A 19,306-nucleotide genomic window follows, 5' to 3' on the forward strand; every position below is an offset into this window, starting at 1 on the left:
GCTCGCCGAGACGGTCGAGGCTACCAACCAAGCATTTGCTAGGTTAGGCTCGTGAGCATGAGCGATGCCGTGATCCCCACCCCGCTGGGCCCCGACGACCTCGGCCCGGACACGTCTCCCGTCGCCTACGAGGTCGGCGGACCCGACGGAGCCGTCGCGTACGTGACGCTGAACCGGCCCGAGTACCGCAACGCCCAGAACTCGGTGATGACGTACTCGCTGGACGCGGCCTTCCGCAGGGCTGTCGACGACGCCGCCGTCAAGGTCATCGTGCTGCGTGCCAATGGCAAACACTTCTCGGCCGGCCACGACATCGGCACTCCCGAACGCGACTTCGACACCTACTACGACAACGTCGCCGCCCTGCACTGGGATCACACGGACAAGACCGGGGCCGATCAGCGGCTTGCCCGGGAGACCGAGGTCTATCTCGGCATGTGCCGTCGGTGGCGGGAGATCCCCAAACCGATGATCGCCGCGGTACACGGCGCGTGCATCGCCGGCGGCCTGATGCTCACCTGGGTGTGCGACTTCATCGTCGCCTCCGACGACGCATTCTTCTCCGACCCTGTTGCACGCATGGGCATCCCCGGAGTCGAGTACTTCGCACACGCCTACGTGCTCGGACCCCGCCGCGCCAAGGAGATCCTGTTCACCGGTGAGCGGTTCACCGCCGCGCAGGCAGCGCAGTGGGGCATGGTCAATCATGTCGTCGAGCGAGATGCGCTGTCCGGCAAGGTCGACGCGATCTGCGAGCAGATCGTCGCCATGCCGATGCAGGGGCTGTTCCTGTCCAAGAAAGCGGTGAACATCTGCGAGGACCAGATGGGCATGCGCACCGCGATGGATTCGGTGTTCGGGTGGCACCACTTCGCCCACTCGGCGAACGCCGAATCCTCCGGTGGCGACTCCCTCGGCGGCATGGACGCGAAGTCCATGAAGGCGTCAGCCGGCTCCACGTCGAACAGGAGCTGACCGATGGACCTCACCTTCGACGCCGCCACGGAGTCCTTTCGCTCCGAGGTCCGCGCCTGGCTCGCCGATCACGTTCCGGCACAACCGCTTCCGTCGATGGATACCGCGGAGGGGTTCGAGGCCCACCGCGAGTGGGAGCGCACCATGGCAGCCGACCGCATGTCGGTGGTCAGTTGGCCGGAAGAGTTCGGTGGACGCGACGCCCCGCTGCTGCACTGGGTCGTGTTCGAGGAGGAGTATCACCGCGCAGGTGCACCGGGTCGAGTGAGTCAGAACGGTATCTTTCTACTCGCACCGACCCTTTTCGAACACGCGCATCCCGATCAGCTTGCACGCATCATGCCGCGAATGGCGCGCGCCGATGACATCTGGGGTCAGGCCTGGAGCGAACCCGAGGCCGGCAGCGACCTCGCGTCACTCAGGTCGACGGCCACCCGCACCGACGGCGGCTGGCTACTCAACGGGCAGAAGACATGGAGCTCACGATCGAGCTTTGCCGATAGGGCCTTCGGCCTGTTCCGCACCGACAAAGCGGCGCAGCGGCATCGCGGATTGACCTACTTCATGTTCGATCTCCACAGCCCGGGCGTCACCGTCCGACCCATCCCCCAGCTCGACGGTGAGCCGGGATTCGCCGAACTGTTCTGCGAGAACGTCTTCGTTCCCGACGACCCTGCCGACCCCGGCGCCTCCGGGGTCATCGGCGCGGTGGACAACGGCTGGCGGGTGGCGATGAGTACCGCCGCCAATGAGCGCGGACTGTCGCTCCGCTCGCCGGGCCGGTTCCTGGCCACCACCGACCGTCTCGTCGAGTTGTGGAAAACGCGACGCCGCGACGCGCCATCGAGTTCTGATGTCGATGGTCGTGTCGCCGACGCGTGGATCGGCTCGCGCGCCTACGAGTTGTCGACGTACGCGACGGTCAGTCGGCTCGCGGCGGGTGGCCAGCTGGGCATGGAGTCGTCGATCAACAAGGTGTTCTGGTCGCAATGGGATATCTCAGCACACGAAACCGCACTGGACCTGCAGGGCACCGAGGCAGAGATCGACGACTCCTGGATGGACGGCTACCTGTTCTCCCTGTCCGGGCCGATCTACGCCGGCACCAACGAGATTCAACGCAATGTGATCGCGGAGCGTCTCCTCGGCCTTCCGCGTGGGGATAGGTGAGCGATGGACTTCCTGCTGTCCGACATCCACGACGACCTCGCCTCGAGTGTCGACGCACTCCTCACCAAGGCCGACGCTCCTGCCCTCGCACGCGCGTGGGCCGCTGGTGACCGCGCACCCGCGAAGGGGGTCTTCGGACAACTCGCCGACATCGGGGTCTTCGGCCTGCTGATCGACGAGGGGCACGGCGGCGCCGGAGCCGGCGCGGTCGAGATGGTCGTCGCGCTCGAACAGGTCGGGCGTCACGCGCTGCCCGGGCCGATCGTCGAATCCGTAGCAGTGCTGCCTGTTCTGCTCCGCGACACCGACGCCGAAGAGCAGCTACGGGCGATCGCGGAGGGCGGCCTCGGTTCCGCCGCCGCAGCACCGATGTCACCGCGCGCCGCGGACGCCGACGTCGCCGATCGCATTTACGTGGCCGAGAACGACACCCTGTCGACTGCCACTGTGGAGAGCACGGCGCGGACCGTCGACCCAACGCGGACTGTCTCGACCGTGCGTGCCGCCGAGCCCGTCGCCGAGGGCGTCGACGGCGATCGCGCCGCGCAGGTCGGAGCGCTCGGCACAGCGGCCCAGCTGCTCGGACTCGGCGCGGCGATGCTCACGATCGCGTCGGAGTATGCGTTGTCGCGCACACAGTTCGGTCGCCAGATCGGTTCGTTTCAAGCGGTCAAACATCATCTCGCCGACGTGGCGATCGCGCTCGAGATGGCGCGTCCGTTGGTACACGCTGCGGCACTGGGCGTCGATGGCGCGGTGCCCGCGGGCGTCGTCGTCGATCGCGACATCTCCGCCGCCAAGGTCGCCGCAGCAGACGCCGCCTATCTCGCGTCGCGGCGAGCCCTTCAGGTCCTCGGCGCCATCGGCTACACCGCGGAGCACGACGTGTCGTTGTACATCACCAAGACCCGCGCCCTGATGACCGCGTGGGGCACGCCGGCGCAGCATCGCGCACGAATCCTGGAGTCGCTGTGAGTGCTACGACACACCTGCCGGATGCCACGATCTCGCCGAGTGCGGTCTCACCAGAAGACCGTGAAGCGCTCCGTGGTTCGGTTGCCGACCTGCTGACGAAGCGATCCGGTTCCGTCGAGGTACGAGCTGCGATGGGCGCGCCGGGGCGCATCGACAACAAGCTCTGGCGCACACTGTGCGACGAGATCGGCGTTGCCGCGCTCGCCGTTCCCGAAGAGTTCGGCGGGGCCGGGGCGTCGTTCGTGGAGACCGCAACGGTTCTCGAGGAGCTCGGTGCCGCGCTGAGTCCGGTGCCCGTCTTCTCGACGGCACTGGCAACCGGCGCACTGCTGCTCAGTGGTGACGCCGACGCGTGCGCGCGATTCCTGCCCGACATCGCCTCCGGGACACGAAACGCCGCACTGTGTTGGGCGGGAGCCACGGGTTGGCGTACCCCCGGCGTCGCGAGCGAGGCCGGGTTGCTGACGGGCACGGCGCATTTCGTCATCGACGGCGAATCCGCAGATCAGTTCGTGGTCCTTGCGGGCACACCGTCGGGCATCACCCTCCACGTCGTCGACGCCCACACCGACGGTGTGGAAGTGACCGCACTGCCCACCGTCGACCCGACTCGGCCACTGGCCCGTGTCACGTTCGACGACACAGCGGCGACTGCCGTCACCGCAGACGGCAACCTGGTGGCGCGCCTGCGCACACTGGCCTTCGCGCTGCTGGCCGCAGAGCAGGTCGGTGGCGCCGACCGTGCGTTGAAACTCGCCGTGGAGCACGCATCGTCGCGGACACAGTTCGGGCGGATCATCGGCTCGTTCCAAGCTCTGAAGCATCGCATGGCCGACATGTACACGCTGGTCGAGTCGTCCCGGTCCCTGGCCCGCGCCGCGGTCGACGCCGTCGTATCCGGCGATCCGGAAGCCACTGAGCTGGCGGCGTCGGCGCACGTCTACTGCTCGGATGCCTTCGCCACGGTCGCGGGTGAGTCGATCCAGATCCACGGCGGTATCGGGATCACGTGGGAACACGACATCCAGCTGTACTTCAAACGCGCACACGGCAGCGCGCAACTCTTCGGTCAGCCGCACGAGATCGTCGCCGAGATGGTCGAGTCCGTCCGCTGATCGAGTGAGTCCGCTGATCGGGTAAGCCGGAGGTGCCGGTCACTCCCGGCGCGAGTGCCTCAGCGCGGTAAGGATCTTGTCGGCAGGTCCCGCGAGGAACAGCACCACCAGCCACCAGGTCCCCCATTGCGGGACGACCAGCGAACCGACGAGTGCAACGACGAGCACCACCACGGTGCCCACGTCCGGTGCACTCGCCACCCACTCGTCGACGTCGGGCCCGGTCGCGAGAAGCGCGCGATGCCGTCTGCCCCACTCACCCATCGCGACCAGCGTCGTCACCGAGACGAACAGCACCGCGACGTAGAACGCGGTGGCCCACTTCAGTCCGTTTCCACTCAGCAGCACTGTTGCGAACGGGAGGACGACGATCGTCAGCAGCCACACCAGATGCAGATCGAACAGCACCCTGTCGTAGCCCTCGAAGTACTCGATCGTCCGATGGTGATTGCACCACAGCACCCAGATCACGAGGAAGCTGATGAGGAAGCCGATGATCTCACCGGAATGGTCGGAGAACACGGCCGGGACCGTCGTGTCGCCACCGAGTTCCTTGCCGATTTCGGCGAGGGGCAACACCAGCAGGGTCAGCGCAATGGCGACAACCGCGTCGGCGAACGCAATCAACCGTCGAAAACCCTCGGCGGTGCGTCGACCGTTGGGTACTGCCATGCCCAGACTCTAGAACGCGGCGGCGACCTCCGCCTGCGTGAATCCGTAATCGGCCAGGTCGTATCGGTGCTGTGGGCGACGTGCGCCGGACCTGCTCTCCGCGTCGAGTGCCACCATCGCCGCGCGTGCCTCGTCCGACATCTCGGTCCCCAGCGCCGCATACACGCGTTCGACGGTGCCGAGTGGATCGGCACGTAGATCGTCGAACTCGACGTCGAGGAACTGCGCGGCGTCGTATCGCGCTCGGGCCTGCGAGAACTGACGCAGGCCGCGCGACCACAGGTCGAGCTGGGTGCGCCCGATCGTGTCGCCGACGAACACCGTCGACCATCCGGGCGTGGCGTGCTCGGCGAGGCTGCACATCGACGCGATGATCGTCTCCGGGGCCCGGTGTGTCTGGATCACCAAAGCGTCCGGGTAGACGGCCATCAGCGCGTCGAGTGCGAACAGGTGACTCGGATTCTTCAGCACCCACCGCTTGCCCGGCTCGTTCGAGCCGATCAATTGCAGGTTTCGACGATGCCGCGCGTACGCCGGTGTCCAGTCCTGTTCGGCGAGCCACCTCGAGTACGTCGGCACGTAGGCGAGCGATTCGTACGAGATCGACATGATGCTCTGCCGCAACAACTGCCAGCACTCCTCGACCTCACCGGCGTCGAGATAGTGCAGACCCATGAACTCGGGGTTGTCGACGTGGTGCTGCGCGATGCCGGCGTCGATCTGCTGATAGACCGGATTGGACGCCCACTGTTCGCGCGGCGGCCGTGGCTGCGGAAACTCTGTCAGCCACATCTCGAGTCCCTGGTGTGCAGGGTCGGCGGCGAGTAACCGATGCAGGGCCGTCGTGCCGGTGCGGGGCAGGCCGGTGACGAAGACCGGTCGGGTGATCGCGACGTCGGCATACGACGGGTTGGCCTGCCACGACGCTTCACTCATCAGCCGTGCCACCAGCGCGCCCTTGAGGAAGTAGCGGAACATCTTGCTGCCCAGTTCGGTGAGTCCTGCTTCGTTCGCGTACGACTCGAGCAGCACCCCGAGTGGTTCGAGATAGTCGTCGTCGCCGAAATCGTCGAGACCCGTTGTCCTGATCGCAGATTCGTGAAGGTCGTCGATGGTTCCGACGTTGCGCCTGCCTGCACGGTCAGTCATGGTATTCCCCGCAGTTCACATCGAGGGTGTGCCCGGTGATCGCGCTGGCCGCGTCGGACGCGAGAAACACCACGGCCTCGGCGATCTCGTCGGGCTCGGGTAGTCGCTTGAGGTCGGAACGTGCAGCGGTCTGCGGATACACATCGTCCTCGCCGATGTCGTACTTCTTCGCGACCTCGCCGAAATACCACTTCAGCTGATCGTCCCAGATATAGCCGGGGGCCACCGAGTTCACCCGTATCCGCTTGTCGCCCAGCTCCGTCGCCAAAGTCTGCGACATCGCCAGCAGTGCCGACTTCGCCAGTTTGTAACTGCCGTAACGGGGCTCGGAATGCCGGATCACCATCGAGTTGATGTTGACGATCGCACTAGTCGCCCGCGGCGACCCCGCCTTCGACGCGGCGTCGGCGAGCGGACCGGTGAAGGCCCTGACCACGCGTAGCGTGCCGAGCACCGTGAGTTCGACACTCGCGGTGATCTGCTCGAAATCTGTGCGCGCCAAAGGTTTCATCGACGGGAGCGCAAAGGCGTTGTTCACCACGGCGTCCACCCGCCCGAACTCGCTGACCGTGGCCGACACGAGCTGCTCGACGGCGTCGTCGTCTGTGATGTCGGTGGGCACGACCAGCGATCGGCCACCGGCTGCGTCGATCTCGGCGGCGACCTCTTTCAGACGTGACTCTGTACGCGCGGCGAGAACGACGCGCGCGCCCTGCTGTGCCGCGTGCACCGATATCGATCTACCGAGTCCCGGGCCCACGCCGGAGACGACGACCACCTTGTCGCCGAGCAGTCCGTGACCCGTCATGTCGGTCACCCCAGCATCCTCTCTGCGAAACCACGCTGTCGCAGGGCAATTCGTGACGCCCATCCGGCGGCGTCGATCGTGTTGTCGACAAGGTACGGCAGATGGTCGGCGACGTCGCCCGCATCGATGATCTGTGCTGTCGGACCCTGCTCGGGTGGAATCGGCACATCTGTCCGCTGCCAACGGAATTGCATGATCCCGGTCTCGTGTCCGGTGGTCTCGATCCAGTTGGCGACGCCGGGATTGCGGTGCGCGACGACCATGCGGATCATACCGTCGGCGTCGACCTGCGCCTGGGAAGAGTTCAGACTCGTCTGGTGATTGACGTAGTCGAGCGAGATGTACCACATACTGCCGAGTTGGAAACCCTGGTACGGCGCTGCGGATTTCGGCACCGTGATGATCATCGCCTCGTCCGGACTCAGTCTGAAATGACCGACCGACGAGTACTGGGTCGACAGGCCGCCGGGTGTGAGTCGCGGAGGCGTGAAGGTGTTCACCGGCTCGTCGAGGTAGAACCACTTGGGAAAGTTGAACCAGGTGTTCAGCCGCGCCAGGAGCATCTTCCCCGCGGTGGCATAACGTCGACGTACCCGCTCGAGATCGAGGTCGGGCGGCGCAGTACCGACGGTGTCGACACGCTCGATCGCTATCTCGCCCCTGCGTTGCGACCAGTCCGAGTACACCTCGCGCACCGCCAGCATCGACGCACCGTCACCGAGGCCGAAGTAGTCGGCTCGCTCGGACGCCGCGGCCTGGTCGGGCCCGAACATGATCTCGAATGTGCCGTCGTCGCCGATCGGTATCCGACGGTCGTCGAACGCGTCGTCACCACCCGGAACCTGGCTGGGTGTGTAGTCGCCGCGGAGTACCTGGAAGCTCAGATCGGTTGTGCTGCCGCGCCGCCCCCAGACGCGATAGGTGGCGGTCGGCTCGATGTCTGCGTGCAGATAGAGGGTGTCGGGGTTGTCCAGACCCATCTTGGTACTCGGACCGGTCGAGGTCACGAAACCCGGATGGGTACGGCTGCGAGCCCTCGCCAGTTGCACCGTCGCGGCGATGCTCCCGGCCAGGTAGTCGAAGCCCTCGGCGAGGTCGGCGTCCGTGCGGACGAAGTCGGCACCGGCCACCAGCGCCTGCGCCCGGGAGATGGCATCGGTGAGAGGCCCGGTGACGTCGACGATCCGCTCCTGCTCAACTGTCGCGACCGACGCGGTACGCGGCGTCGTTGCCGTCACCGCGGTCTCGGCATCGCCGCTCATAGCCAGGTGTCCCCTCCGGTCCAGGTCAAGAAGTTCTCGAGTTCTGCTTGCGCGGGGGTGACCCGCGGGTGCTCGGTGGACAGGTATCCGCCGCGATAGAAGAGAAGCGGCTTGTCCTGCAACACTTCTCCGAGTGTCAGGGCTCGTCCGATCACGATGTGGTGGTCACCGCCGTCGTCGACACGTTCGACCGAGCACTCGACCCAGGTCAAGCCGTGTCTTATCACCGGCAGTCCCGCAGGTGACGGGTCCCAGGCTATTCCCGCGAACTTGTCGTCGCCCGGCGCACCGAATGCGGCACTGACATCCTGCTGCCGGTTGGACAGGATGTTCACACAGAACTTCCCGTTTTGCTCGATCACCTTCCAGGTCCGCGATGTCCTCTGCGGACAGAACAGCACCAGAGGTGGATCCAGCGAGAGCGCCGCGAAGGACTGACACGCGAAACCCGACGGCGCGCCGTCGGCCGTCAGCGTGGTGATGACTGTGACGCCGGTGCAGAACTGCCCCATCGCGGTCCGGAATTGACGTGTGTCGAAATCGCTTGACCCGTACGGTGTCTGCGCCATCTGGGCACTCGCCCTTCCGTTCACTGGTTCTTGAATCCGACGGTGAAGTCGTGGCCCCACAAACTCACCGCGGTACTCTCCCTGGCCACCCAGTCGCCGTCGTCGACCTGTCTTCCCTCGCAACCGAATTCGACGTCGAATCCGCCCGGCGTCTTCATGTAGAACGACAACATCAGATCGTTGACGTGTCTACCCAACGACGCCGACATCGGCACCTTCCGGCGCAGAGCCCGATCGAGGCAGAGCCCGACGTCGTCGGCGTCGCCGACCTCGACCATGAGGTGGACGATACCCGTCGCATTGGGCATGGGCAGGAAAGCCAGTGAATGGTGCCGCGGGTTGCACCCGAGGAAACGCAACCACGGGATCTCGTCGCCCTCCTCCCTGCCTACGGCCTGGGGAGGGAGACGCATCGAGTCGCGCAACGTGAAACCGAGGACATCGCGATAGAACTCGAGTGCAGCCTTGTCGTCATCGCAGGTGAGGACGACGTGACCGAGGCCCTGGTCACCCGTGACGAAGGAGTGACCATAGGGGCTGACGACACGTCGGTGCTCGAGTGCTGCGCCATGGAAGACCTCGAGCGTGTTGCCTGCGGGGTCGTCGAAGATGATCATCTCGTCGACCCGTCGGTCGGCGCACTCCTCGTCCTTGCCCTCGCGGAAGATCACACCTGCCGCTGCGAGCCGGTCACGGACCTCCTGCAACCCGTGCGCATTTCGGCATTCCCAGCCGGTACTGCTGAGATGGTCGCGATCGGACGGCACGATGACCAGCCGCGCGGGGAAGTCGTCCATACGCAGGTAGAGGGCGTCGGGCGTGGCACCCTGCCCTTCGATCATGCCGAGGACCTTGAGGCCATACTCACGCCACGCGGCCATGTCGGTGGCCTCGATGCGCATGTAGCCGAGGGAACTGATCGGACTGTCGCTCATCTGGACGCCCCGCTCAGACCATCGTGTCGCCGACGGGAATACCGAACTCCCCGTTGCCGAATGCCACGTATGCCCGCTCCGGGTCGTTGGCGGCGTGGACGCGGCCTGCGTGGGCGTCGCGCCAGAAGCGTTGGATCGGGGTGCCGTTCTCGAGCGCGTGGGCGCCCGAGTTCTCGAACAGCGTGTCGATCGACGCGATCGCCCGCCCTGTGGCGCGCACCTGGTCGCGTCGGGCGGCCAGGCGCAATTCCATCGGCACCTCCTCGCCACGCAGGATGTGGTCGTACTCGGCAGCGAGGTTCCCGGACAGTTGGCGCCATGCCGCATCGATATCGCTTGCGGCTCCGGCGATCCGGACCTTGGCGAACGGGTCGTCCTTGGCCTTCTCGCCCGCATACGCGGCGCGCACGCGCTTGCCCTGATGTTCGACGTGCGCGGCGTACGCCCCGTATGCCATGCCGACGATCGGCGTCGAGATGGTACTGGGATGAATTGTGCCCCAGGGCATCTTGTAGACAGGGGCAGTGTTGCGCTCGAGACCCGGCGCCTGGCCCATCCCCATCGTGCGGTAACTCAGCATGCGATGCCGTGGCACGAAGACGTCCTTGACCTCGATCGTGTTCGAGCCGGTGCCGCGCAGACCGACCACGTTCCAGACGTCCTTGATGGTGTAATCCTCGCGCGGGATCAGGAAGCTGACGAAGTCGACGGGCTTTCCGTCCTTGATGACCGGGCCACCGACGAACACCCAGTCGGCGATACCACTGCCCGACGACCACGCCCACGAACCGTTGACGATGTAACCGCCGTCGACCACCTGACCGGCACCCATCGGTGCGTACGAGGAGGAGATGCGCACCGACGGGTCCACACCCCAGACCTCCTCCTGCGCCTGCTGATCGAACAGCGCGAGATGCCAGTTGTGCACGCCGATGATGCCCGAGACCCACCCCGTCGATCCGCATGCACTGCCGATCCGACGCACCGCTTCGTAGAACGTGACCGGGTCGGCCTCGTAACCGCCCCACTGTGCCGGTTGCAGCAGTTTGAAGAAGCCCGCGTCGTCGAGGCTCGAGACCGTCTCGTCCGGAATCTGACGGAGATCCTCGGTCTGCTGGGCACGCTGTTCGATCTCGGGCAGCAACGCGTTGATCTTCTCGAGCACCTGTGCTGCCGCCTGCGCCGGGTCGTCGCGCCTCTGCGCGCCCGACGACATCGATTGTTGTGCTGACGGCTCATGTGCTGACATCTTGGCCCGGCTCCTACCCTGTCGATTCACGGTCGTGAGACTTCCGTTTCAGATCTGAGATTAGAACAGGTTCTAGTTTTTGTCGAGATCTTGGCGCAGACGGGACCTTGGCCCCATGTACTGGTGCGATCGTGTGACGCAGAGTCGATGTGGACACGAATACTGGAACCTGTTCTAGTATTCGAAGTACAGCGGACCGCTCAGCGGCCGCGCGGCTCGGCGCCACCGCCGGCCGCAGTCGAACAGCCCTCGATCAAGGAGCACCGGAGATGACCGTCACCCCACGACCCGCTGCGAACACCGGTTCATCCGGTGGTGCACGCGACAGTGACGTGCGCGAGATCGACACCGGGGTGCCACCGACGCGGTTCGCGCGGGGCTGGCACTGCCTGGGACTGCTCTCCGAGTTCGACGACGGCGAGCCCCACTCGATCACCGTCTTCGGTACGAAGCTCGCGCTCTGGGTACATGACGGTGAGGTCAACATCCTCGACGCCTACTGCAGACACATGGGCGGCGATCTCAGCCAGGGTTCGATACGCGACGGGAACGTCGCATGCCCATTCCACGGCTGGATGTGGAAGGGCAACGGGCGTTGCGCTGGCGTGCCGTATGCGAAACGCAATCCCAAACTCGCCAAGACCCGTTCGTGGCCGACGATGGTCCGTAACGGGCAGGTCTTCGTGTACAACGACCCCGAGGGCAACCCGCCGCCGGAGGATTGCATCATCCCGGCACTCGACGAGGTCGGGAGCGACGCCTGGACGGGGTGGACGTGGAATCGCCTCGTGATCGAGGGGTCGAACTGCCGTGAGATCATCGACAACGTCGTCGACATGGCGCACTTCTTCTACGTCCACTACGCGCTGCCCGACTATTTCAAGAACGTCTTCGAAGGCGAAACGGCCGCGCAGTACATGAATTCCCACGGCAGGCCCGACATCGACTTCGGGAGCGGCTACGCCGAGAGCCGACTCGAGTCGATGGCCGCGTATTACGGTCCGTCGTACATGCTCAACCCGATGGTCCAGTTCTACGGCGACTTCAAGATCGAAACCATCCTCACCAACTGCCACTACCCCATCGACGCCAACTCGTTCGTTCTCATGTACGGCGTGATGGCCAAGGTCCCCGAGGGCATGACCGGCGAGCAGGCGTCGCGGATGGCGCACAAGATCTCCAAGGGTGTCGAGGTCGGCTTCCTGCAGGACGTCGAGATCTGGAAGAACAAGACCCGCATCGACAACCCACTGCTGGTCGAGGAGGACGGGCCGGTCTACCAGCTTCGCCGTTGGTACGAGCAGTTCTACGTCGACTCCGCCGAGGTCAGCGACGAGATGACCCAGCGCTTCGAGTACGAGATCGACACCACCAAGGCTGTGGAGAGCTGGAACATCGAGGTGGCCGAGAACCTGCGTCGCAAGCAGGCGCGCGAGAGGGCGGAAGCCGAGTTGTCAGGGTCTTCTGTATCGGAGACGTCGTCTGATACCGACACGCGAGTCTGACCATGACGAGGGCCACCGATCGCATCGACACGGACGGGCTGCCGCAGCGCGACTCGCCCGCGCTCGCCGGGTGGTCCAAGGCTCCCGACTTCGGCGACGACCCGCAGCGCCGAGCCGCTGTGCACGAGTCGACGGCCCGCGACCGTGAGCATTACCTCCGCGGCGGGATGACCGAGATCGAGTGTCGCGGATGCCACGCGTGCGTGCTCGTCAAGAAGACGAGCGCACACCACACGAGCGTGCAGTGGAACCCCGACGCCCGCGAGCGGTGCACCGAACTCGCCCGCATTCGCGCGCAGGGCGGAAACCCGGCACTCGTCCCGACATGCTCACGGTTGTCGGCGAGCATCGATCACGGCGTCGCCGAGGGGATCATTCCGTCGGAGTCGCCGGAATCCGACCCCGACGGGTACTGGTGACGACGCCCGGTGGTGACGACGACGGCTATCACGCCGACGAACACGATGATCGCCACGACGAGCACCGCGATCACTCCGTAACCCGGGTGGAGCACCTGCTCGCCCCGGGCGAGATCCAGGGTGTTGGTCACCGCGGCGTCGAGTAGTTGACCGGAGGGGTCTGCGAGCACGATTCCCGCGGCGACGGCCGAGCCGACTGCCGCGAGTCCGATCACGGCCAGCGCTGTCCACCGCAGGCGAGGACGCCACCACCCCGCGAGCGCCGCGAGCGCGATCACCGCCCCCAGCACGATCGTGACCAGCGCCGGTCGTTGCGTGTGCGCCTCGAGGAACGCAACGTCCTCGGGCTGCGCACCTGGCACCGACACACGCCCGACGCCTGAGATCTTCGAGTCGATGCCCTGATCGGAGTCCCCCCACGACACCAGACTGAACCCGACGATCAGCAGAGCCGACACAGCGAACAACGGCCACGCGAATGCACGCACACGGTCTGTCATGGGTCAAGCGTGCCACCCGATGTGTCACTCCCGCATCGACCTCCGACGTTCGGCGACGCCACCGATGACTTTTCGCGAGGATGGAGGTCAGTACCGGCGTCTCACACCAGCACAGCAGAAGGGCCACTGTCATGACCGAGTACACCGCTCCGCCCGGGGCTCCCGTCTGGTTCGACCTGATGAGCAGCGACACCGCCAAGGCCATCGACTTCTACGGCGACCTGTTCGGCTGGCAGGTCGAGGAACCCAACCCGGATTTCGGCGGATATCAGAACTTCACCCTCAACGGACACCGCGTCGCCGGTCTGATGCCGGCCATGGGCGAAGGGGCAGTACCCAACGTGTGGTCGTCGTACCTGCGGTCCGACGATCCCGAGGCGACGCTCGAGCTGGTCACAGCCGCGGGCGGCTCGGTCATGCTTCCCCCGATGGACGTCGGCGAGGAGGGCACGATGGCCGTCGCGGTGGACTCTGCCGGCGCCGTGATCGGCTTCTGGAAACCGAACAGGCACAAGGGTTTCGCCGAGTGGGGCGTGCACGGCGCACCCTACTGGTTCGAGTGCGTGAGCCAGGACTACACGAAGTCGGTCGTGTTCTATCCGGAGGTCGTCGGCGCCCGCGTCGAGACGGTCATCGACAACAGTGCCGTCGAGATCGTCGAGCCGGGCAACCCGCTGCGGTACTCGCAGGTGTTCTTCGGCGACATGTCCTACGCGGGAATCATGGACGCCGTCAACCTGTTTCCGCCCGAGCTGCCCTCGTTCTGGCAGATCTACGTCTGCGTCGACGACGTGCCCGCCACGGTCAAGCGTGCCGAGGAGATCGGCGGGTCGGTCATGATGCCCGCGACCGACACGCCGTACGGAACACTCGCGACGGTGCACGATCCCAATGGGGCTCTGATCTCGCTGGGGCACCCGCCGGCAGGCATGTAGCGCGGGGCGTCGGCCCCCCGGGGCACGACCACGGCCAGACGCGGCTCGAACTTGTGGACGCGGTCGGTGTACCAGCCGCGTCTACCAGTTCGGGCCGCGTTCAGGCGCAAGGGAACCGCCGGGCGCTCGCGCGCGTCGGAGCTGTCATGACCCCGTTCATCGCAGACGACCACGGCATCATCTACCGCAAGAAGGCACTGGCCAACGGCTTCACCGACGACGACCTGCGACCGCGCTCAGACGCGGAGAGATCGTCCGCGTCGTCAGAGGTGCCTTCGCACCCGCCGACGTTCGTACACCCGAGGACGCGCACCGGCTCACCGTGATCGCGTCGGCAGTGCTCGGCATTGTCGCGGGTGTGGTGACCCATCAGTCGGCCGCCGCGATGCACAAGCTGCCGATGCTCAAGCCGAACTTCACACGCCTGCATGTCACCGACGGCACCGCCAACCACGGTTGCCGCACCGCCACCAGGCACACGCACGTCGGCGTGGTCGCGCCCGACGAGATCGTCGAGATCGACGGAGTCCAGGTCAGTTCGCTCGAGCGAACAGCCGTCGACATCGCATGCACGACCCCGATGGGCTTCGCAGGCGCACTCGCGGTGCTCGACGCCGCTCTGCGCATGGGTGCCGACCGCGAGGTCATGCGGAAGATGCTGCGGGCCACGCGGCGCGGCGTGGGACAAGCGCGTCGCGCGCTCGCCCACGCCGATCCGAACGCAGAGAGCCCGGGCGAGTCGTGGTGCCGCGCGCAGATGATCGAGGCAGGCCTGCCGATGCCACGTCTGCAGCACGAGTTCCGGGATCGCGACGGGTTCGTCGCACGTTCCGACTTCGACTGGGCAGGCAGGCTCGTCGGAGAGTTCGACGGAAAGGTGAAGTATCAGAAGTACTTACGCGAAGGAGAGGATGCCACCGACGCCGTGGTGCGCGAGAAGAAGCGCGAGGACAGGCTGCGCCGACTCGGCGTCATGGTGATCCGTTGGACCTGGGCCGACCTGGAACGCGGCACGGTCGCCGCTACGGTCCGACAGTGGCTGACCACGCTGGAACTGGGCGCCGCCTGAGCTGCCCCACACAGCGCCGGTCCCAGACGCGGCTCGAACTTGCACACGCGGTCGGTGTACCAGCCGCGTCTGCAAGTTCGGACCGCGTGTGCGAACGCCTACAACCCCTCAGACGCCGGCGTTCGCGTCGATCTTCTTCTTGAGTTCGAGGGCGATGTCGATCAGTTGATCTTCCTGACCACCCACGAGCTTGCGGTTACCTGCCTCGAGCAGGATGTCGGCCGCCGAGACGCCGTATCGTTCCGCATGCCCTTCGGCGTGCTTGAGGAAGCTCGAGTAGCAGCCCGCGTAGCCCATCATCATCGACGAGCGATCCACCAGGCACTCCGACGGCATGGCCGGTCGCACGACGTCCTGCGCGGCGTCAGCGATCTTCATGAAGTCGACGCCGGTGGTGATGCCGAGCTTGTCGCAGACACCGACGAATGCCTCGGTCGGCGTGTTGCCCGCGCCCGCACCGAAGCGCCGGATCGATCCGTCGATCTGCTGCGCGCCGGCTCGGACGGCGTTGACGGAGTTGGCCACCGCGATGTCGAGGTTCTCGTGCCCGTGGAATCCGACCTGGGCGTCGTCGCCGAGCTCTGCGACGAGCGCCTGCACCCGTACCGTCACATCCTCGAGCACCAGCGCACCCGCCGAGTCGACGACGTAGACACACTGGCACCCCGCGTCGGCCATGATCCGTGCCTGTGCCGCAAGCACTTCCGGAGGTTGACTGTGACTCATCATCAAGAACCCGACGGTCTCGAGACCGAGGTCACGAGCGAGTCCGAAGTGTTGGATCGACACGTCGGCCTCGGTGCAGTGCGTGGCGATGCGACAGATCTGGCCGCCATTGTCCTGCGCGGCCCGGATGTCGTCCTTGGTGCCGAGGCCCGGCAGCATGAGAAACGCGATCCTCGCGCGCTGGGCGGTCTCGGCTGCCGCCCTGATCAGTTCCTGCTCGGGGGTCCTGGAGAAACCGTAGTTGAACGACGACCCGCCGAGGCCGTCACCGTGCGTCACCTCGATCACCGGAACACCGGCGTCGTCGAGGGCGCCGACGATCGCCCGCACCTCGTCGACGGTGAACTGGTGTCGCTTGTGATGGCTGCCGTCCCTCAGCGACGAATCGGTGATCCGGATGTCGAGTTCGTCGGAGTACTTGCGCGCGTTCGCCATCAAATCCGTTGTCACCGTACTTGTTGTCACCGTGCTCGATCCTGCCGCGGTCATGCCGATACCCCTTGCTTCTGCACATCCATCTTGTGTCGCGCGATCTCCTCGCCGACTTTGGTTGCGGCTGCGGTCATGATGTCGAGGTTGCCCGCGTACGGTGGCAGGAAGTCACCGGCGCCCTCCACCTCGACGAAGATCGAGACCCGGGCGTGACCTCCGTTGAGCACGCTCGGTGGATCGAACTGCGGTTCCTGCAGCAGCCGGTATCCAGGCACGTACGCTTGAATGTCTTTCTCGCGCTGGTGGATCGACGCGGCGATGGCGTCGGTGTCCGCATCCTCGGGGATCGCGCAGAAGATGGTGTCGCGCATGATCATCGGCGGGTCGGCCGGATTGAGGATGATGATCGCCTTGCCGCGCTGGGCGCCGCCGATCGTCTCGATCCCTTTCGACGTCGTGCGGGTGAACTCGTCGATATTCGCACGTGTGCCCGGCCCGGCAGATACCGAGGCGACCGACGCCACGATCTCCGCGTACGGCACCGGCACAACGGAACTCACCGCATGGACCATCGGGATGGTCGCTTGGCCGCCACAGGTGATCATGTTGGTGTTCGGAGCGTCGAGATGCTCCCGCAGATTCGCAGGCGGGACCACCGCGGGCCCCACCGCAGCGGGCGTGAGGTCGACCGCGACGATGCCCGCTTCCTCGTAGCGAGGCGCATACTCGCGGTGAACGTAGGCCGAGGTCGCTTCGAAGATCAGGTCGGGCTTCTCCGACGACGCCAACAGTTCGTCCGCGCCACCACTCATCGTGATCAGTCCGTGGTCCGCGGCGCGCTTCATGCCTTCGGAGTCGGCGTCGATACCGACCATCCAGCGCGGGTCGATGACCTCACTGCGTTCGAGTTTGTACATGAGGTCGGTGCCGATGTTGCCCGACCCGATGATGGCTGCGGTCAGCGTTGCCGCCACGGTGCCTCCTGGGTGTGTGTGGTCATATTCCTTACGAAACTTGTTCCAACTCAGTCGAAGTCGAGCGTGACAGTGCCCAGACCCGCGAACTCCGCGACGAAGTGGTCACCCGGCGCGATGTCGAAGGCCCGCGTCGCGGTACCCGGGAGTATCACGTCACCCTTGCGCAGACGAACCCCGAACGCCTCCACCTTGCGCGCAAGCCAACTCACCGCATTCAGCGGATGTCCCAGCACCGCAGAGGAATTACCCTTCGCGACGACCTCACCATTGCGGGTCAGCTGCGCGTCGATATCGCCGGTGTCGATGTCGTCGATCGCCACTCGCTGCTCACCCAGAATCCACCCACACGACGACGCGTTGTCGGCGATGGTGTCGCAGAGGGTGATCTTCCAGTCCCTGATCCGCGAATCGATCAGCTCGATCGACGGAACCACCCATTCGACCGCGTCGATGACGTCGTCGTTGGTGCAGCCCTCGCCGGGCAGGTCTTGACCGAGGATGAACCCGACCTCCACCTCGACCCGCGGAAAACAGAGTCTGGCGGTGTCGATCGGGGTCTTCTCGTAGTACTGCATGTCATCGAGAAGGTGCCCATAGTCCGGTTCGTCGACGCCCATCATCTTCTGCATCGCCTCCGACGCGAGGCCGACCTTGTGCCCGGCGACCTTGGCTCCCCCGTCGAGGCGCTTACGAATGTTGATGAGTTGGATCTCGTACGCGTCGACGACGTCTAGTTCTGGATGGGCGTCGGTCGGCCGGTCGATCGCGGTAGCAGTCTGCTCCGCGGTCCACAGATCTGCGGCGATTCGCTCGCGAATTGCCTGGTCAACCGCCATGTCGTTGTCGCTTTCACTGTCGATCGTCGGGAGAGATCAGACACCTCACCCGGCCTGATTTCGTCTCAGTTTAGAACATGTTCCAGTTTTGTGGCAGACCCCGCCGACCCGTGATGTGGTCTATTCGCGCGACGGTCCGTTCATTCGATCACCGCCGGACTGAACGACGGCGGGTCGCCGAGCATCGCGCGATGCGATGGCGGTCGGCGCCCGTCGAGGTCGGCGATCCCGAATTCCTCGGCGAGCTCAGCAGCGATGAGGACGCGCCCGCTTCTCGACATCAGGTCCGCGTCGACGGCAAGCGCGGCAATCACCCTGCCTACGAACTCGGGCGATTCAGCACTCGCCGCCAATCCCTCGTAGGCGTCAGGATGGTCGGCAAAGGCGGCGCGGGTGCGCTCGGTCATCAGCAAGCCCATCCACAACGAGATCACCGAGACTTCGAAGGGCCGGAAGTCGACGGCCATGTCGTGTGCCATCTTGTCGACCGCGGCCTTGCCTGCGCCGTACGCGGGTCCGTGCATGTAGCACGCGCCGCCGAAGGACGACGTGTTCACGACGAGACCACCGCCGCGCTTCGCCAGAAGTGGTGCGGCGTAGTAACTTGCCACGTACGTCGAGCGCATGCCGACGTCGAACAGGTCGGTCAGCGACAGCGGCTTGCTCCAGAACGGCCCCTTCCGCGTCAGCGCGTCTGGCAGCGCCAGGGCGTTGTTGACCAGGATGTCGAGTTCGCCATCGTTCTGGTCGGCGACCCGATCGAAGAGCGCGGCCACGGCATTATCGTCTGCGTGGTCGCAGACGACCGGGATACCGAGACCGCCCCGCCGCGTCACCTCGTCCGCGGTCGATTGCACCGAGCCGGGCAGGTCGGCCTCACCGTCATGGCGGGTTCGTCCGGTCACGTAGACCTTGGCCCCGGTATCGCCGAGCGCGAGCGCGATACCTTTGCCCGCACCCCTGCTCGCACCGGTGACGACAGCCACCCTCGGCGCGGCTGTAGCCTCCGACACCACACTCACCATTAC

General features: G+C 65.6%; 21 protein-coding genes. 9 read left to right on the plus strand and 12 right to left on the minus strand.

The window, feature by feature from the left end:
- Nucleotides 1-57 precede the first annotated feature (57 nt).
- Genes LK459_RS05035 through LK459_RS05050 form a run of 4 tightly spaced genes read left to right on the plus strand, consistent with a single transcriptional unit; the run spans nt 58 to nt 4,235 of the window.
- A complete protein-coding gene (locus LK459_RS05035) occupies nt 58-975 on the plus strand; it encodes an enoyl-CoA hydratase (protein WP_227922099.1) in 918 nt (305 codons plus the stop codon).
- Between the two features lie 3 nt (nt 976-978).
- Nucleotides 979-2,145 carry an acyl-CoA dehydrogenase family protein gene (locus LK459_RS05040; protein ID WP_007240223.1) on the plus strand — a complete coding sequence of 389 codons (1,167 nt, stop codon included), beginning with the start codon at nt 979-981 and terminating at the stop codon, nt 2,143-2,145.
- Nucleotides 2,146-2,148: 3 nt separating this feature from the next.
- The gene (locus LK459_RS05045; RefSeq protein WP_227922100.1) at nt 2,149-3,120 is read left to right on the plus strand and encodes an acyl-CoA dehydrogenase family protein; all 972 of its coding nucleotides are present in this window, start codon (nt 2,149-2,151) and stop codon (nt 3,118-3,120) included.
- Nucleotides 3,117-4,235, plus strand: a complete 1,119-nt coding sequence (locus tag LK459_RS05050; protein ID WP_227922101.1) for an acyl-CoA dehydrogenase family protein — start codon at nt 3,117-3,119, stop codon at nt 4,233-4,235. The genes LK459_RS05045 and LK459_RS05050 overlap by 4 nt, the downstream gene beginning before the upstream one ends.
- A gap of 39 nt (nt 4,236-4,274) precedes the next feature.
- On the opposite strand, the gene LK459_RS05055 is transcribed toward LK459_RS05050, so the two are convergent.
- Genes LK459_RS05055 through hsaA form a run of 7 tightly spaced genes read right to left on the minus strand, consistent with a single transcriptional unit; the run spans nt 4,275 to nt 10,846 of the window.
- Nucleotides 4,275-4,907 carry a TMEM175 family protein gene (locus tag LK459_RS05055; protein ID WP_227922102.1) on the minus strand — a complete coding sequence of 211 codons (633 nt, stop codon included), beginning with the start codon at nt 4,905-4,907 and terminating at the stop codon, nt 4,275-4,277.
- A gap of 9 nt (nt 4,908-4,916) precedes the next feature.
- On the minus strand, nt 4,917-6,056 hold the full coding sequence (locus tag LK459_RS05060; protein ID WP_227922103.1) for a sulfotransferase family protein: 1,140 nt from the start codon (nt 6,054-6,056) through the stop codon (nt 4,917-4,919).
- Nucleotides 6,049-6,864 (minus strand): SDR family oxidoreductase, encoded by an 816-nt coding sequence (locus LK459_RS05065; RefSeq protein WP_227923584.1) that lies wholly within the window; start codon nt 6,862-6,864, stop codon nt 6,049-6,051. The genes LK459_RS05060 and LK459_RS05065 overlap by 8 nt, the downstream gene beginning before the upstream one ends.
- 5 nt (nt 6,865-6,869) lie before the next feature.
- Nucleotides 6,870-8,126 carry a hypothetical protein gene (locus LK459_RS05070; RefSeq protein ID WP_227922104.1) on the minus strand — a complete coding sequence of 419 codons (1,257 nt, stop codon included), beginning with the start codon at nt 8,124-8,126 and terminating at the stop codon, nt 6,870-6,872.
- On the minus strand, nt 8,123-8,695 hold the full coding sequence (hsaB, locus tag LK459_RS05075; protein ID WP_007240230.1) for a 3-hydroxy-9,10-secoandrosta-1,3,5(10)-triene-9,17-dione monooxygenase reductase subunit: 573 nt from the start codon (nt 8,693-8,695) through the stop codon (nt 8,123-8,125). Before hsaB ends, LK459_RS05070 begins: the two co-directional genes overlap by 4 nt.
- Nucleotides 8,696-8,715: 20 nt before the next feature.
- Entirely contained in the window at nt 8,716-9,630 is a 915-nt protein-coding gene (hsaC, locus tag LK459_RS05080) for an iron-dependent extradiol dioxygenase HsaC (RefSeq protein ID WP_227922105.1), read from the minus strand.
- Nucleotides 9,631-9,643: 13 nt separating this feature from the next.
- Complete coding sequence (gene hsaA, locus LK459_RS05085) at nt 9,644-10,846, minus strand: 3-hydroxy-9,10-secoandrosta-1,3,5(10)-triene-9,17-dione monooxygenase oxygenase subunit (RefSeq protein WP_227923585.1); 1,203 nt, start codon at nt 10,844-10,846, stop codon at nt 9,644-9,646.
- A gap of 302 nt (nt 10,847-11,148) precedes the next feature.
- On the opposite strand from hsaA, the gene LK459_RS05090 reads away from it, so the two are divergent.
- The gene (locus tag LK459_RS05090; protein ID WP_227922106.1) at nt 11,149-12,384 is read left to right on the plus strand and encodes a Rieske 2Fe-2S domain-containing protein; all 1,236 of its coding nucleotides are present in this window, start codon (nt 11,149-11,151) and stop codon (nt 12,382-12,384) included.
- 2 nt (nt 12,385-12,386) lie between these two features.
- The gene (locus LK459_RS05095; RefSeq protein ID WP_007240234.1) at nt 12,387-12,803 is read left to right on the plus strand and encodes a hypothetical protein; all 417 of its coding nucleotides are present in this window, start codon (nt 12,387-12,389) and stop codon (nt 12,801-12,803) included.
- Here LK459_RS05095 and LK459_RS05100 read toward each other — a convergent pair.
- Nucleotides 12,737-13,303 carry a hypothetical protein gene (locus LK459_RS05100; RefSeq protein ID WP_227922108.1) on the minus strand — a complete coding sequence of 189 codons (567 nt, stop codon included), beginning with the start codon at nt 13,301-13,303 and terminating at the stop codon, nt 12,737-12,739. The two genes, LK459_RS05095 and LK459_RS05100, sit on opposite strands and share 67 nt — an antisense overlap.
- A 131-nt stretch (nt 13,304-13,434) precedes the next feature.
- Here LK459_RS05100 and LK459_RS05105 point away from each other — a divergent pair, with 131 nt between their 5' ends.
- The 3 genes from LK459_RS05105 to LK459_RS05110 all read left to right on the plus strand — a co-directional run bounded on the left by LK459_RS05105 (nt 13,435) and on the right by LK459_RS05110 (nt 15,307).
- The gene (locus LK459_RS05105; RefSeq protein ID WP_227922110.1) at nt 13,435-14,238 is read left to right on the plus strand and encodes a VOC family protein; all 804 of its coding nucleotides are present in this window, start codon (nt 13,435-13,437) and stop codon (nt 14,236-14,238) included.
- 146 nt (nt 14,239-14,384) lie between these two features.
- On the plus strand, nt 14,385-14,564 hold the full coding sequence (locus tag LK459_RS23210; protein WP_322590813.1) for a hypothetical protein: 180 nt from the start codon (nt 14,385-14,387) through the stop codon (nt 14,562-14,564).
- Nucleotides 14,561-15,307: a hypothetical protein gene (locus LK459_RS05110; RefSeq protein ID WP_322590814.1), complete on the plus strand. Its 747-nt coding sequence runs from the start codon at nt 14,561-14,563 to the stop codon at nt 15,305-15,307. The genes LK459_RS23210 and LK459_RS05110 overlap by 4 nt, the downstream gene beginning before the upstream one ends.
- A 108-nt stretch (nt 15,308-15,415) precedes the next feature.
- Here LK459_RS05110 and dmpG read toward each other — a convergent pair whose 3' ends face one another.
- From dmpG to LK459_RS05130, 4 genes are all read right to left on the minus strand, one after another.
- Nucleotides 15,416-16,522 carry a 4-hydroxy-2-oxovalerate aldolase gene (dmpG, locus tag LK459_RS05115; RefSeq protein ID WP_227922111.1) on the minus strand — a complete coding sequence of 369 codons (1,107 nt, stop codon included), beginning with the start codon at nt 16,520-16,522 and terminating at the stop codon, nt 15,416-15,418.
- The gene (locus LK459_RS05120; RefSeq protein ID WP_007239704.1) at nt 16,519-17,439 is read right to left on the minus strand and encodes an acetaldehyde dehydrogenase (acetylating); all 921 of its coding nucleotides are present in this window, start codon (nt 17,437-17,439) and stop codon (nt 16,519-16,521) included. The genes dmpG and LK459_RS05120 overlap by 4 nt, the downstream gene beginning before the upstream one ends.
- Before the next feature lie 50 nt (nt 17,440-17,489).
- Complete coding sequence (locus tag LK459_RS05125; RefSeq protein WP_227922113.1) at nt 17,490-18,278, minus strand: 2-keto-4-pentenoate hydratase; 789 nt, start codon at nt 18,276-18,278, stop codon at nt 17,490-17,492.
- Between the two features lie 140 nt (nt 18,279-18,418).
- A complete protein-coding gene (locus LK459_RS05130; protein ID WP_227922115.1) occupies nt 18,419-19,291 on the minus strand; it encodes an SDR family NAD(P)-dependent oxidoreductase in 873 nt (290 codons plus the stop codon).
- Nucleotides 19,292-19,306: the final 15 nt, after the last annotated feature.

Origin of the sequence: Gordonia otitidis, from assembly GCF_020735545.1 — a bacterium.
Classification (GTDB): Bacteria; Actinomycetota; Actinomycetes; order Mycobacteriales; family Mycobacteriaceae; genus Gordonia; species Gordonia otitidis.